Annotated in this window: 13 protein-coding genes; 7 read left to right on the forward strand and 6 right to left on the reverse strand. The window is 68.2% G+C overall.

The window, feature by feature from the left end; genetic code table 11:
* Positions 1 to 20 precede the first annotated feature (20 nt).
* The 7 genes from pyrE to J7346_RS11705 all read left to right on the forward strand — a co-directional run bounded on the left by pyrE (position 21) and on the right by J7346_RS11705 (position 5,952).
* Complete coding sequence (gene pyrE, locus J7346_RS11675) at positions 21 to 608, forward strand: orotate phosphoribosyltransferase (RefSeq protein ID WP_209120114.1); 588 nt, start codon at positions 21 to 23, stop codon at positions 606 to 608.
* Positions 609 to 611: 3 nt separating this feature from the next.
* Positions 612 to 1,352, forward strand: coding sequence for a pyridoxine 5'-phosphate synthase (locus J7346_RS11680; RefSeq protein WP_209120115.1), 741 nt, complete (start codon positions 612 to 614; stop codon positions 1,350 to 1,352).
* Positions 1,349 to 1,750 carry a holo-ACP synthase gene (acpS, locus tag J7346_RS11685; protein WP_209120116.1) on the forward strand — a complete coding sequence of 134 codons (402 nt, stop codon included), beginning with the start codon at positions 1,349 to 1,351 and terminating at the stop codon, positions 1,748 to 1,750. Before J7346_RS11680 ends, acpS begins: the two co-directional genes overlap by 4 nt.
* A gap of 577 nt (positions 1,751 to 2,327) precedes the next feature.
* Positions 2,328 to 3,044 carry a signal peptidase I gene (gene lepB / locus J7346_RS15045; RefSeq protein WP_245157831.1) on the forward strand — a complete coding sequence of 239 codons (717 nt, stop codon included), beginning with the start codon at positions 2,328 to 2,330 and terminating at the stop codon, positions 3,042 to 3,044.
* Positions 3,045 to 3,047: 3 nt separating this feature from the next.
* Positions 3,048 to 3,764, forward strand: coding sequence for a ribonuclease III (gene rnc, locus J7346_RS11695; RefSeq protein WP_209120118.1), 717 nt, complete (start codon positions 3,048 to 3,050; stop codon positions 3,762 to 3,764).
* A complete protein-coding gene (gene era, locus J7346_RS11700; RefSeq protein ID WP_209120119.1) occupies positions 3,761 to 4,729 on the forward strand; it encodes a GTPase Era in 969 nt (322 codons plus the stop codon). The genes rnc and era overlap by 4 nt, the downstream gene beginning before the upstream one ends.
* Positions 4,730 to 4,734: 5 nt before the next feature.
* A complete protein-coding gene (locus J7346_RS11705; protein WP_209120120.1) occupies positions 4,735 to 5,952 on the forward strand; it encodes a serine hydrolase domain-containing protein in 1,218 nt (405 codons plus the stop codon).
* 3 nt (positions 5,953 to 5,955) lie between these two features.
* Here J7346_RS11705 and rsmA read toward each other — a convergent pair whose 3' ends face one another.
* From rsmA to J7346_RS11735, 6 genes are all read right to left on the reverse strand, one after another.
* A complete protein-coding gene (gene rsmA, locus J7346_RS11710; protein ID WP_209120121.1) occupies positions 5,956 to 6,765 on the reverse strand; it encodes a 16S rRNA (adenine(1518)-N(6)/adenine(1519)-N(6))-dimethyltransferase RsmA in 810 nt (269 codons plus the stop codon).
* Positions 6,762 to 7,757, reverse strand: a complete 996-nt coding sequence (gene pdxA / locus J7346_RS11715; protein WP_209120122.1) for a 4-hydroxythreonine-4-phosphate dehydrogenase PdxA — start codon at positions 7,755 to 7,757, stop codon at positions 6,762 to 6,764. Before pdxA ends, rsmA begins: the two co-directional genes overlap by 4 nt.
* A complete protein-coding gene (locus tag J7346_RS11720; RefSeq protein WP_245157825.1) occupies positions 7,757 to 9,076 on the reverse strand; it encodes a peptidylprolyl isomerase in 1,320 nt (439 codons plus the stop codon). Before J7346_RS11720 ends, pdxA begins: the two co-directional genes overlap by 1 nt.
* 137 nt (positions 9,077 to 9,213) lie before the next feature.
* Entirely contained in the window at positions 9,214 to 11,679 is a 2,466-nt protein-coding gene (gene lptD / locus J7346_RS11725) for an LPS assembly protein LptD (RefSeq protein ID WP_245157826.1), read from the reverse strand.
* A gap of 41 nt (positions 11,680 to 11,720) precedes the next feature.
* Entirely contained in the window at positions 11,721 to 12,842 is a 1,122-nt protein-coding gene (gene lptG, locus J7346_RS11730; protein WP_209120124.1) for an LPS export ABC transporter permease LptG, read from the reverse strand.
* Complete coding sequence (locus J7346_RS11735) at positions 12,839 to 13,978, reverse strand: LptF/LptG family permease (RefSeq protein ID WP_209120125.1); 1,140 nt, start codon at positions 13,976 to 13,978, stop codon at positions 12,839 to 12,841. Before J7346_RS11735 ends, lptG begins: the two co-directional genes overlap by 4 nt.
* Positions 13,979 to 14,062: the final 84 nt, after the last annotated feature.

The raw sequence follows: 14,062 nt of genomic DNA on the forward strand, positions 1-14,062 counted from the left end.
GTGGGGGCTAGAAACGGCCCATGAACACTGAAGACGTCCTCTCCGAATTTCGCGATGCCGGTGCCCTGCGCGAGGGGCATTTCGTCCTGTCCTCGGGCCTGCACAGCCCGGTCTTCCTGCAGAAGAACCTGGTTTTCATGGACGGGGACCGCTGCGAACGCCTGTGCAAGGCGCTGGCCGGGAAGATTACGGCGACGGTCGGGCCGGTTAATGTGGCCATCTCGCCGGCCGTGGGGGGCATCATCCCCGGCTATGAGACGGCCCGTCATCTGAAGGTCCGGTCGCTGTACGTCGAGCGCGAGGGGGGTGAGTTCAAACTGCGCCGCGGCTTTTCCGTCGAGCCGGGCGAGCGCGTCGTCATGGTCGAGGATATCGTGACCACCGGCCTGTCCTCGCGCGAATGCATCGCGGCGATTCAGAAGGCGGGTGGCGAGGTCGTGGCTGCGGCCTGTATCGTCGACCGGTCCGGGGGCAAGGCCGATGTGGGCGTGCCGCTGATCGCCTTGGCGACCCTGGATGTGCCCGCCTATCCCGCCGACGCCCTGCCGCCCGAACTGGCGGCCCAGCCGGTCGAGGATCCGGGCAGCCGCAGACTGGCGAAGGGATAGACCATGGCCGAGCGCATGCGTCTGGGCGTCAATATCGACCATGTGGCCACGGTGCGGAACGCGCGCGGCGGCCAGCATCCCGACCCGGTGCGGGCGGCCGAACAGGCGCTTGCGGCCGGGGCTGACGGCATCACCGCCCACCTGCGCGAGGACCGCCGCCACATCACCGACGCCGACATCGAGGCGCTGAGCGCGCTCTGCGCCACCGCAGGTCGCCCGCTGAACCTGGAGATGGCCCTGACGCAGGAGATGTTCGAGATTGCGATGCGCCATCGCCCGCACGCCGTCTGCATCGTGCCCGAGCGCCGCGAGGAGGTGACCACCGAGGGTGGGCTGAACGTTCGGGCCAACCTCAGCCAGCTGTTCTTTCCGGTGCAGCAGCTGAAGGAGGCGGGCATCCGCGTCTCCCTGTTCATCGACCCCTCGAAGGAACAGGTCATGGCGGCCACCGGCGTGGGTGCCCAGGTGGTCGAGTTCCACACCGGCCGCTACTGCCATGCGGAAGGGGACAGGCGTCGCGCGGCGTTTGAGGAACTCACCGCTGCTGTCGAGATGGCGGACGCGGTGGGCCTTGAGGTCCACGCGGGTCACGGGCTGGACTATGAGACCGCCGCCGAGGTCGCGACCTTGCCGCAGGTGCGTGAGCTGAACATCGGCCATTTCCTGATCGGCGAGGCCATCTTCATCGGGCTGGATGCCGCCATAGCGCGCATGCGCGAGGCCATCGACGGAGCGGCCCGTTGATCGTCGGCGTCGGCGCCGATCTGTGCGACATCCGCCGGATCCAGACCTCGCTGGACCGGTTCGGGGAGCGCTTCAAGAACCGCTGCTTCACCGATCTGGAACGCACCCGCTCTGACCGTAAGCCCGACCCCGCGTGGAGCTATGCCAAGCGCTTCGCGGCCAAGGAGGCCTGTGCCAAGGCGCTGGGCACCGGCATGCGCGCGGATGTCTACTGGCGCGACATGGGGGTGGTGAACCTGCCCAGCGGGCGACCGACCCTGAAATTAACCGGCCACGCGGCCGAGCATCTGGCCCGACTGACACCGTCCGGCCACACTCCGAATATCCATTTGACGCTCAGCGACGAGCATCCCTACGCACTCGCCTTCGTGGTGATCGAAGTCTTGCCCGTCACATAATCAGGCTATAGGCCTTGCACGCCTGTGCGCGCGCACACCGGGGGTTTCTGCCATGACTGAAGAAAACAAGACGACCGAAACGGACGATCACGCCTCGCACGAAGCGCCGCCCGCGCCGGTCGAAACCGACACGCCGGAGGCCGGCGCAGCGACCGGTGCCGAGGCCGAGCCGGCCGACGCCGACACCCCCGAAGAGGCGCACGATGCGCCGTCTCATGACGCGGCCCATGAAGAGCCTCACGAAGAGCCTGCGGTCGAGCCCGAGCCGGAAGTCGAACCCGAGGTCGAGCCCGTCGTCGTGCCGGCAGAGGCCGCCGAGCCGGCGGCCGCGCACGAGCCTGAGCCTGAGCCTGCGCACGAACATGCCCCTGAGCCGGAACACACGTCGGAACCGGCGCCCCTGCCGGCTGAGCCGATTGCGGCCGCCGCGGCCCTGGCTGCTGCCTCGTCCGGTGCCGAGGCCTCTTCGTCGCGCCGCCCGGTCTGGAGCGACGAAGGCGACGCCCCCGATCACAGCGGCGACGATGATGACGATAACGGCGACGATTCCGACGGCGGCAAGACCAAGAACGAGGGTCTGGAGATCCTGAAGACGGTGGTCATCGCCCTGGTCATCGCCATCCTGCTGCGGATCTTCCTGTTCCAGCCCTTCACCATCCCGTCGGCCTCGATGGAGCCGAATCTTTACGAGGGCGACTACATCGTCGTGTCCAAGTGGACCTACGGCTATTCGAAGCACGCCATCCCCTACAGCCCGCCGCTGTTCGAGGGCCGCATCATGAACAATGCGCCCGAGCGCGGGGACATCGTCGTCTTCAAGCTGCCGCGCGACAACAAGACCGACTACATCAAGCGGGTGATCGGCCTGCCGGGCGATCGGGTGCAGATGATCAACAATGTGCTGCACATCAACGGTACGGCGGTCGAGGACGTGCTCATCAGCTCTTCGGAAGTGTCCGAGATGTTCGACGGCCAGACCGCGACCCAGCTGCGCGAGACCCTGCCGGGCGGGCGTACCTTCACCATCCAGGACTTTGGTCCGAACTACAGCCTCGACAACACGCCGGTGTTCGAGGTGCCCGAGGGCTACTACTTCATGATGGGCGACAACCGCGATAACTCGATCGACAGCCGCGAGCAGTCGGCCATGGGCGTCGGCCTGGTCCCTGAGGAGAACCTGATCGGCAAGGCCGAGATGATCCTCTTCTCGTGGCATGAGGGCGCGTCGCTGTGGAATCCGGTCAGCTGGTTCAGCAAGGTTCGTCTGGACCGCTTCTTCACCGTCCTGAAGTAGGGAATGACGGATCGCCGCAGTGAAGCTGTCCAGGCACTGACCCGGACCCTGGGTCACGCGTTTCACGACCCCTCGCTGCTGGAGCGTGCCCTGACCCACCCCAGCGTGGGCGAGGGCGCGGCCCACGATGCCGTCGGTCGGCCCATTCTGGACAACCAGAGGCTGGAGTTCTTCGGCGACCGGGTGCTGGGGCTGCTGGTGGCCGAGCGGCTGATGCGCGACTTCCCCCAGGCAAACGAGGGCGAAATGTCCTCGCGCCTGCACGGACTGGTCGACCGGTCGGCCTGTGCTCGCGTGGGCGAGGCCGCAGGCGTCGGACCGGCCCTGCGCATGTCGGCGGGCGAGAGCAAACAGGGGGGGCGCCGTCGCGACGGCATCCTCGCCGATGCGGTCGAGGCCATCCTGGCGGCGGTCTATTTCGACGGGGGGATCGACGCGGCCCGTGCGGTGTTCGAGCGCCTGTGGAAGGCCGAGCTGGCCAACCCGTCCTCGCGCAGCCACAGCAATCCGAAATCGGCCCTGCAGGAGTGGTCTCTGAAGGTCGGCCGCGGGCTTCCGGCCTATCGCGTGGTGGACCGGACCGGCAGCGATCACGCCCCGACCTTCCGGGTCGAGGTGACGATCTCCGGCACCGATGGCTTGACCGCGGAGGGCCGATCGCGTCAGGAGGCGGAGAAAGCGGCCGCCCTGGCCCTTATGCAGCGTGAAGGCGTGATTTGACCCCCGATACCCAAACGGACTCCCCACAGACCGGAACGCGAGCCGGATTCGTCGCCGTGATCGGCGCGCCCAACGCCGGCAAGTCCACCCTGGTCAACCGGCTGACGGGCTCCAAGGTCTCGATCGTCACGCAAAAGGTCCAGACGACGCGCTTCCCGGTGCGGGGCATCGTCATGGATGACCAGACCCAGATGGTGCTGGTCGATACGCCCGGCATTTTCAATCCGCGCCGCCGGCTGGACCGGGCCATGGTCGCCTCGGCCTGGGAAGGCGCCGAGGAGGCCGATGCCGTGGTGCATCTGGTCGATACCTCTGCCCAGATGGCGATCGGTGAGGGCAAGGGCTCGGCGGCCGACCGCCGCTCGGTCGAGGATGTCGAGACCATCATCGAGGCCCTGAAGGGACGCGAGCGCAAGGCGATCCTGGCGCTCAACAAGATCGACGGCCTGAAGCGCGAGTCGATGCTGGCCGTCATGACCGAGCTGTTCAACACGGGCGTCTACAGCGACGTCTTCCTGATCTCGGCGGCGACCGGGGACGGGGTGCTGGACCTGAAGGCGCACCTCGCCGGCCTGATGCCCGAAGGACCTTGGCTGTATCCCGAGGACCAGAGCGCCGACCTGCCGATGCGCGTGCTGGCGGCCGAGATCACCCGCGAGAAGGTCTTCCTGCGCGTGCACGAGGAACTGCCCTATTCGGCGGCGGTCGAGACCACGTCGTTCGAGGAGCGTCAGGACGGCTCGGTCCGGATCGAACAGACCATCTATGTCGAGCGCGAGAGCCAGCGCCCGATCGTGCTGGGCCGTCAGGGCCAGACGCTGAAGTGGATCGGCCAGAAGGCCCGCGAGGAGCTGACCCTTCTGATGGACCGGCCGGTCCACCTGTTCCTGACGGTCAAGGTCGACCCGAAATGGCAGGACTCACGGGCTCTTTATGCGCAGTTCGGTCTGACATTCGATATCTAGGGCGGATGAAGCCCACCCCGATTCTCGCCGGTCTCGCTGTCCTCGTCCTTTTGGGAGGCGGCATATGGGGCGGCCTGTCCGGATTCGGCGCAGGCGCCGCCGCGCCGGAGGCCGAGCAGGGCCCCACGCTCCCGCCGCGCCCACCGGTGACCGTGGTCCAGTCGCTGCCCCGATTGCAGGCGACGCTTGAGGACATGGCCGAGCGGGGCCGGTTCACCGGCGGCGTGCTGGTCGCGCGCGGCGACGAGGTCCTGTTCCGTCAGGTCTATGGCATGGCCGACCGCGAGGCGGGACGCGCGTTCACGCTCGACACCCCGTTCCGCCTGGCCTCGGTCAGCAAGATGTTCACCGCCGCCGCCCTCCTGCGCCTGCAGGACGAGGGCGTGCTGAGCGTCGACGATCCGGTCTGCCGCTGGATCAAGCCGTGTCCCGAGGCCTGGGCCGACATCCGCGTGGGCCATCTGATCTCGCACCAGTCCGGCATCCCCGACCTGATGCAGCGCCCTGGCTGGGGCATTCGCCGAACCACCCCCGCCACCCTCGATGAGCTGACCTTCGACAGCAGCCAGTACCGGCTGGAGTTCGAGCCGGGCACCGACCTGCGCTACAACAATGCCGGCTTCAATCTGGCGGCAGCGGTGGTCGAGTCGGCGACGGGGCAGGACTTTCACAGCTGGCTGAGCCAGACCTTCTTCCAGCCTCTTGGCATGACCCGGACCGGCTACGACGTCGTTCCGGACCTGGCCATGGGCTATGCGGACTTCCCGGCCGGCATCACCCCCCAGCCCGAGGCCAATGTCAGCATCATCCCGGGTGCGGGCGCCCTGTCCTCCACCCTGGACGACCTGCTGGCCTGGGAATGGGCGCTGCATCGCGGCGGCCTGCTGAGCGAACGGTCCTATGCGGCCATGATCGCCGACCATGCGCCCCTCGACACGCCCGACGAGCGCCGGGGCGGGCCGCGTCGCCTGTGGGGCTATGGCCTGTTCAGCCGCTCGCTGGGGCATCAGGTCGAGCCGGCCTTCGAGGACCGCCAGATCTATCACACCGGCAGCTGGTCGGGGTTCCGCAACATGGTGCTCTGGCAGCCCGGCGCCGAGATCGTGGTGATCGTCCTGTCGAACAACTATCACCGCCGCGAAGAGGTGTTCCTGATCAGCCAGCAGGCCATGGCCGAGGCGCTGGGCCGCCCCTATCCGGAACGGATGGCCCCGCGCGACTGATCCTCAGGCGAAGGCGTCGGCGAGGCGCAGGAAGCCTGCCACGTCGATGGTCTCGGCCCGGGCATCAGGCTCGATGCCGGCCGCCTCGCACAGGGTCGCGCCACCCAGCGGCTTGAGGCTGGAGCGCAGCATCTTGCGACGCTGGCCAAAGGCCGCGCCGGTGACCTTTTCCAGCTTGCGGATGCGCGCATCAGACAGGCGTTCGGCCAGCGGCCGCAGGTGCACCACCGCCGAGGCGACCTTGGGCGGCGGGGTAAAGGCCGCGGCCGGCAGGGTCATCACCATGCACGCCTCGCACAGGGCCTGGCTGATGACCGCCAGCCGGCCATAGGCGGCGTCGCCCGGCTGGGCCACCACGCGCTGGGCGACCTCCTTCTGGAACATCAGGGTCATCGATGTCGGAGTCCACGGCCCGGTCAGCCATTTGATCAGCAGCGCCGTGCCGACATTGTAGGGCAGGTTCGACACCAGATGCGCCGGCCCCCCCGCGATCGCGGCCTCTTCGACCTTCAGCGCATCCGCCTCGACCAGCGTCAGCCGCCCTGAGCCGTCGTCCAGCTCGGCGAGCAGGGGCAGGAAGCGGGCGTCCTTTTCCACCGCGATCACCCGCCCCGCGTCGCTCTCGATCAGGGCGCGGGTCAGGCCGCCGGGGCCGGGGCCGACCTCGATCACCGTATCGCCCGCGAACGGACCGGCCAGCCGGACGATCTTGCGCGTGACATTGAGGTCCAGCAGGAAATGCTGGCCAAAGCTCTTCTTCGCCATCAGCCCGTGGGCGTCCAGCGTCTCGCGGAGGGAGGGCAGGTCGCTCATGCCGCTGCGGCCCGGCGGTCGGCCATGGCACGTGCCAGCTTTACGGCGGCGATCAGGCTGTCGGGGCGGGCCACCCCGCGGCCGGCAATGTCAAAGCCGGTCCCGTGGTCGGGCGAGGTCCGTACGATGGGCAGGCCCAGGCTGACATTGACCCCGCCCCAGAAGTCGAGCGTCTTGACCGGGATGAGCGCCTGGTCGTGATAGAGGCACAGCACCGCGTCATAGGTCTGCCGGGCCTCGTCGTGGAACAGGGTGTCGGCGGACCTCGGGTCGCTGATGTCGATGCCCTCGCCCCGCAAGGCGTTGGCGGCCGGGATCAGCACCTGCTGTTCCTCAAGTCCGATGGAGCCGCCTTCTCCGGCGTGCGGGTTCAGCCCCGCGAGCGCCAGACGGGGACGGGCGATGCCAAAGTCGCGGATCATGGCCTCATGCACCACGCGGGCCACACGGCTGACGCGCTCGGCCGTCACCAGCTCGGGCACGTGGGCCAGCGGCGTATGGATGGTAACCAGACAGGCCCTCAGGTCCCGCGCCGTCAGCATCATCACCGGGCCGCGCGTCCCCGACCAGGGAACGTCTGCCGTCAGATCGGCGATAAACTCGGTATGGCCCGGAAAGCGGAACCCGGCCTGGTACAGGGGGGCCTTGGCAATGGGGGCCGTGACGACGCCCGACACCTGTCCATCGACGGCCATCCGCACCGCGGTCTCGATCCAGCCGGTGACCGAGGTGGCATGCTCCGGTCGGGCATGCCCCGGCGTTGCGGGCGAGGGCAGGGGATGATCCAGCACCGGCACGGCCTCACCGAACGCGGCCTCAGCCTCATCGGGCGTGGCAACTGCCTTGACCGGAGCATGGTCGGCCATCAGGGCCGCATCGCCGACGACCACGAAGGGGGTCGGAGCGGCGCGCCAGCACGCGGCGATGATCGCGGGGCCCACACCGGCCGGTTCGCCCATGGTCAGGGCGAGCGGCGGCACGCGCCCGGCCATCACTTCATCTCGATCAGGGCATCGGCGCGCAGGTCGCGCATGTAGCGGCGGCCCAGCATGGCCAGGTTTGACCGTTGCAGACGGGACTCGACTTCGCGGTAGCTGGGCATCTCGGCCGTGCCAAGGCGACGTCCGCAGACACCCACCAGATGCAGACCCAGCGGCGTGCGGATCGGGTCGCTGATCTGTCCCACCTGCGCCTCGCGGGCGAAGGGCTGGAACTGGGGGGCAAGGTTCAGCACCTCGGTCTCGCCCAGGTCCGACCCCAGCAGGCCGGCTTCCGAGGCGGCGCGCGCCACCATGGTGTCACAGGTCAGCGAGGGGCGGATCGACATCAGGCGCTGGGCCGCGGCCTCGACCTGCGCGTCCGTCGCATCCGGCGAAAGCTCGACCATCACCTGATTGAGGCTGACGAGGCTGGAGGCCGCGCCGTCCCGCTTGTCGCGCATGTAGATGATGTAGACGCCGCCATCGACGACGATGGGGTTCGACAGCTGGCCGACATCGAGATTGTCCATCGCCTGCTGCACGGGCGGGGGGACCGAGCCCTCGACCACCCAGCCGGCGTCACCGCCGCGTACGGCCGACGGCGCGGCCGAGAACTGCTGGGCCACGGCCTGGAACGGCGCGCCCTGGATCATCTGCTGAATCAGCTGTTGGGCGCCGGTGATGGCCTGCTGCATGCCGCCGACACGCGCGCCTTCGATATAGATCTCGCCGATCAGATACTGCTTCTTCGTCGCGGCTTCCTCGTACTGGCGCAGGGTCTGCTCGACCTGGTTGCGGCTGACGCGGGCCCGGCTGGCGAAGCGCCCGCCGACCAGCTCGCGCCAGCCGATGGCCGTGCGGATTTGCTCGCGGATGGTGCGGGCGTGGATGCCCGCCTGGGCCAGCGCCTGCATATACTGCTCAGGCGTCATATTGGCCTGCTGGGCCATGGCGGCGATTTCGGCGTCGACCTCTTCATCCGTAATGATCAGGGTCGGATACTTGGCGATCTCCTGGGCCTGGAGGTGCTCCTCGATCAACATGTCGAGGGCTTCGCTCTGGATCTGGGCGACATTCTCGGCGGTCGGCTGAACCTCGCTCATGATGATCAGCAGCAGCATGCGCTGGCGCAGGTCATAGCCGGTGATCACGCGGTCATTGACCGTGGCGACGATGCCGTCGGCGATTTCGAACTGCGGCTCCTGCGGGCGCGGCTGGGCCGGGCGGTCAGCCGCGGGGTTCAGGGTACCGGCGGAAACAGGCGGCCGGGTCTGGGCAAGGGCCGGTCCGGCCACGGCCAGGAGTGCCGCTGCCGCGATCACTGTACGCATGAAACGCATGGTTCGTTCTGATTCCTCATACCGGTTCGGTGCAGGCGCCGTCGGCAACTCGCCCCGCATCAACTCAGCCCCGTATCAACGTAGTTCGGCGTCAGGTCAAACCCGCGAGCGCGCGTCCGGAACCCTGCCTACCAGCGCCTGTCATTCCGGTCATAGCCTGACCCTCCAAAAGTGGCGAGGTTTAGGCGGATGTAGACGCCCTCGGACGGGCCACTGGGGCGAACCCGCGTGTTGTCGCGCCGATACCCCACCTCGAACCGGAAACAGTCGTCGTCGAACAGCAGGCCGACCTCGGATCGGGTGATCAGGTCCCGCTCCAGATCCATCACCCCCGTGCCGGCGATGCCCCAATTGCCCCAGATGAACTGCTGGGCCTGAAGTTCCACGAACTCATAGTTCCGGTTCAGCGGTCCGCCGAGCGGGTTCGACCGGTCGACGATATAGGTCACGGTTGCGCGGTCGCGGCGCCGCCAGGTGGCATCGACCGAAGCCTCGGCGCGGCGCACATCGCCCGAGTCGTCAAAGGTCGCATGGCCCCAGCCGCGGATCCCGTCGGTGGCCGTAAAGCTGCCCTGCACCACCCAGTCCGAGGACGACGAGGCCAGCCCCGTGGGGTCGTAGAGGGCGGGCACGGCCGGAAGCGTGGGGTCGGGCAGAACCGCCAGCAGCCCCGGCTCGTCATCATCGCGCCAGCTCTTGCCGATGAAGATCGAGGCCTCGCGCGCCGGACCCCAGTGATAGGTCGTGCGCGCGCCCAGCGTCAGGCGGGCACCCCCTTCATACAGGTCAAACCCCGGAAAGCGGTCCATGCGGAACAGCGAGCCGGCGTCCAGCTCCAGCGTCTGGCTGTCCTCGTTGGGAATGCGCGGATCGAGGTCGCTGGCGGTCGAGATCGACAGCTGGGCATGCGGCTCGACGATCAGGTCTCCGCCGCCAGACAACGGTTTGACCAGCGGGTAGCGGATATCCAGACCGGCGCTCAGCCGACCGCGGCTGAGGGTCTCGGACCCGCTGGCGAATGGTGGCGGCAGGTCGTCGAGCGAATAGATGTCGGCCCGACCGTCCACGAACGGCTCCCAGATCACCCCGGCGCGGCTGACCATCGCCCGGCGCCAGTCGAACCGGCCGGTGACGCGACGGCTGTCCACGCCTGACAGGCCTGCCGGCACCGGATCGGGTACCACTTCAGGCCGCAGGATCGGCGAGCCGACATAGTCGTCGCGGAACAGGGCGACCGAGGATCCGCTCAGCCTCAGCCGACCGCCCAGCACGGGGCCTTCGGGCTCCCACCGCGCGGTGATCAGGGGGGCGACGAAGGGCAGGCTGCTGTCGGCCTCGAACACGTTCAGCCCGGGAGCCGCCTCATTGGCCTCGGCGATCCGCAGGCTCTGGATATCGAAGGCCGCGACCGACACATAGCTGCGCCGCGTCTGGTATTCCGCGTAGATCTGGCTGATCAGGCGGCGCTCATCCCCGTAGTAGAGGCCGTTGTCCTGATAGGGATTTCGGATGTCGTAACGGTCGAACAGCGTCTTGTCCGAGGTGCGCTCGACCGTGAAGCCCCACCGCCACGGCCCGTTCGGATCGAACCGGCCGTGGGCCAGCAGATAGCTGCGGTGCTCGCGGTCCAGCGGCGTCGGCACATCGTCGATGCCGTCGTCGTCGATGTCGAAATCGCCGAACGTCCGCTCATAGGTATAGCCCCCGCGCGCCACGATCGTGCCGTCGGCGAACCGGCGCCGCCATTGCAGGTTCAGCAGCGGCAGGACCTCGGTGTTCAGCTGGGGACTGATCAGCCAGTCCTCGGACGGCGACACCACGATCAGATAGGGCTGTTCATACGACAGGCCGCGTTCCTGATCGAACTCGATAATTGGCACCAGCAGGCCACTGGCCCGTTCCACCGTCGGGTCGGGGTGGCCGAAGTAGGGCAGGTACAGAACCGGCACCCCGCCGATCTTGAAAACCGCGTTCCGGTACAGGATGGCGCGCAGGGCCTCGTCCTGGACCACCCGCTCGGCCTGGATCGAGATGCTGGGGGTCTTGGGCCGCCCTTCCTCGTCGCAGATGGGGCAGGGGGTGAAGAGGGCGTAGTTCAGCTCGTTGAGCGTTTCCGAGCGCCGGACCGCCGTGGCCGCCATCAGGCTGGCGCCGTTCTCAAGCCGGGTGGCAAAGTCGACAGCGACGCCGGTCTGAAGGTCGTCTTCCAGCTCCAGCAGCGAGGCATAGACCACCGTCCCATCCGGGGCGACCAGCTCGACCTGGCCCTCGGCCGTGGCGGTCTGGTTCGCGAGGTCATAGGCCACGCGCCGGGCCTGCAGTGTGTGGTCCCGGAAGCGGGCAAAGACGCGCTCGCCGTCCGCCGTGCCCTCTGCCGTCAGGACATCGCCATCGCGCGAGACATTGCCCGCGTCCATATAGACCGCCTCGGGGGCCAGACCGTCGGCGGGCGCGGGGGGCGTGGCCTCCTGGGCCAGGGCCTGGCCGGCCAGAAACAGGGGTGCGCAGGCCAGGCTTGCCGCACCGGCCAGCAGGCGCCCGCGCAGGGCGCCGCGCTTCTGGCGGCCGGGCCGGGGGGCCGCTGGGCCGGACAAAATCCTGTCTTGCTTCACATCAACCTCGAACGGGGGGCAGCTCAGCCGTCCTCCGTATAGAACAGCAGGGTGAAGGCCGCGAGCCCGGTGAGCACCGGAGGCAGCCAGGCGGCCAGGAAGGGCGGAATCACTTCCGCCGTCCCGAAGGCCGCGAACGTCTGGTTCACGAAGAAGAAGGCGAAACCGAGGATGACGGCCGCAATCGACATGCGCGCCAGATCCCCCAGCCGCATCAGCCGCAGCGAAAAGGCCGCCGCCAGGATCGACATGGCGGCAAACATCAGCGGCGTGGCCAGCAACTGGTGCAGCCGGAGGCGATAGGCGGTGGAGGAGAAGCCGGCCTGTTCGACCCGCTCGATCTGGGTCGGCAGGGCCCACAGCGAGGTCGACTGCGGCCGGGCAAAGCGGGCGAAGGCTTCATTCGTCGCAAGACTCGAGGGCAGGTCCAGCCGCGCATAGGACACGGCCCGCTGGCCGGTCTGGGCCCCCACGGCATCGACCAGCCGCCAGCTGCCGGCGGTCAGCGAGGCCGAGGCGGCGTCCAGCCGTTCGACGAAGCTGAGAGCGCCGTTTTCGCCGACCGTATAGATGAAGAAGGTCACCCCGGTCAGGCGCGCCCGGGCCCGGTCCTGCTGCTCGGCGCGAATGATCATCTGGCGCTGGCTGTTCCCTTCGCGGATCCAGACGGCTTCGGGCCGGTCGCTTTCCACCGGAGCGGCCGACAGGCGGGTGCGCTCGCGCTGGAAGACCCCGTCGCCCCAGGCCGCGACCGGCCCCAGCACGGTGATGGTCAGGATGCCGAAGATCAGCGCGGTTCCGGCGGCCGGCAGGACGAACCGCCAGGCCGACAGCCCGGCGGCCCGCATGGCGATCAGCTCGCTCCGCCGGTTCAGCCCCACATAGGCGGCCAGCGTCCCGAACAGAAAGACGAACGGCATCAGCTGCAGGATCACGGCCGGCGACTTCATGGCCATCAGGCCGAGGATACGCAGCGCCGACAGATCGACGTCCGAGCCGACGCCCCGCGAAATCTCCACGAAGTCGATCAGCATGATCAGGCTGGCGATGATGGCCAGGGCGACGGTCAGCGACCGGGCCTGCTGGATCAGCACATAGCGTTCGATCCGGCCGAGGCTGAACAGGCGGGGAGAACGAAAGCTCATGCCCGGGCGCTCCCCGGCATCAGGGCGCGCCAGTCGAACAGGTCCAGCCTCCGCCCCCGCCTCGGAGCCCGGAACAGCATGGCGACGGCCAGGCCCGTGACCACGAGGGGGAAGGCGTACTGCAACAGGTTCAGCCATGGCGTCCACGCGGCGGCGGCCACCACGCCGTAGCCAAGGATGCGGACCAGCAGGAACACGGCCGCCGCCTTGGCCACGCGAATGCCATAGCCGGTGCGGCTGAACGAGCCGGCCAGGATGGCCGCCAGCGCCAGCGCCATGGCGGTCAGGGCATACAGCGGCGAGGCCAGCCGCGAATGCCCCTCCGCCAGCAGCTCGTTGCGGGTGCCCACCGAGGGGATCATCTCCGGCCGCGGCATGAACAGGTCGCTGAGCCCGAGGTCGGAGGGCTTGAAGCGGGGCTGCTCGGCCCCCTCCGCATAGCCGCCCAGGGGAAAGACATAGGTGTCGAACGACAGCAGGTTCAGCACCCCCGCCGAGGAGAACTGCTGGCTCGACCCGCCGATGAGCGTCAGCACCGGTTCCCCGTCCACACGGCCAAAGCGGGCCTCGGCGGCGCTCCAGGTCTGGGTGGTCTCGCCGTCACGGATATAGATGAAGAGGTTCTTCAGCAGCCCGTTCTGCTCGATCTCCTGCACATAGACCGTCAGGCCGTCGCCGCTCTGCACGAACTCTCCCTCGCGCACCAGCAGCGCAGCCAGATCGGAGCGTACGGCAAAGGCCTCCGTCCGCGCGGTGGTCTGGGACCAGGGCTGGATGACCAGATTGATGAGCAGGCCGAGCGCCATGACGATCACCGCCAGCTTGGCGGCCGGCCGGATCAGGGCCACCCGGGTGATGCCTGCGGCCTGGGCGGCGGTCAGTTCTTGCTCGCGCTGCAGCCGGGTCAGGGCCACGAGGGCGCCGACGAACAGGCCGATCGGCAGGATAACCCCCAGCAGCTGGGGCACGGCCAGCAGGGTCAACTTGAGCATCAGCCACAGGCTCTGGCCGCGCTCGACCACGAATTCCAGCTGCTCCAGGCTCTGGCTCAGCACACCGATTCCCACCAGCGCGGCACACGCCCCGGCGACCGGCAGCAGCAACTGGCGAAAAAGGTAGCCTTGAATCAGCGTCATCGGTGGGAAAATTTCGCCCGGTTGCGGGCCGTGTCGATAACGCGCATCTAATACACATCGAGGCGGTCGGAAGAAACGGAACGC

It is taken from the genome of Brevundimonas sp. A19_0 (assembly GCF_017744255.1).
Taxonomy (GTDB): domain Bacteria; phylum Pseudomonadota; class Alphaproteobacteria; order Caulobacterales; family Caulobacteraceae; genus Brevundimonas.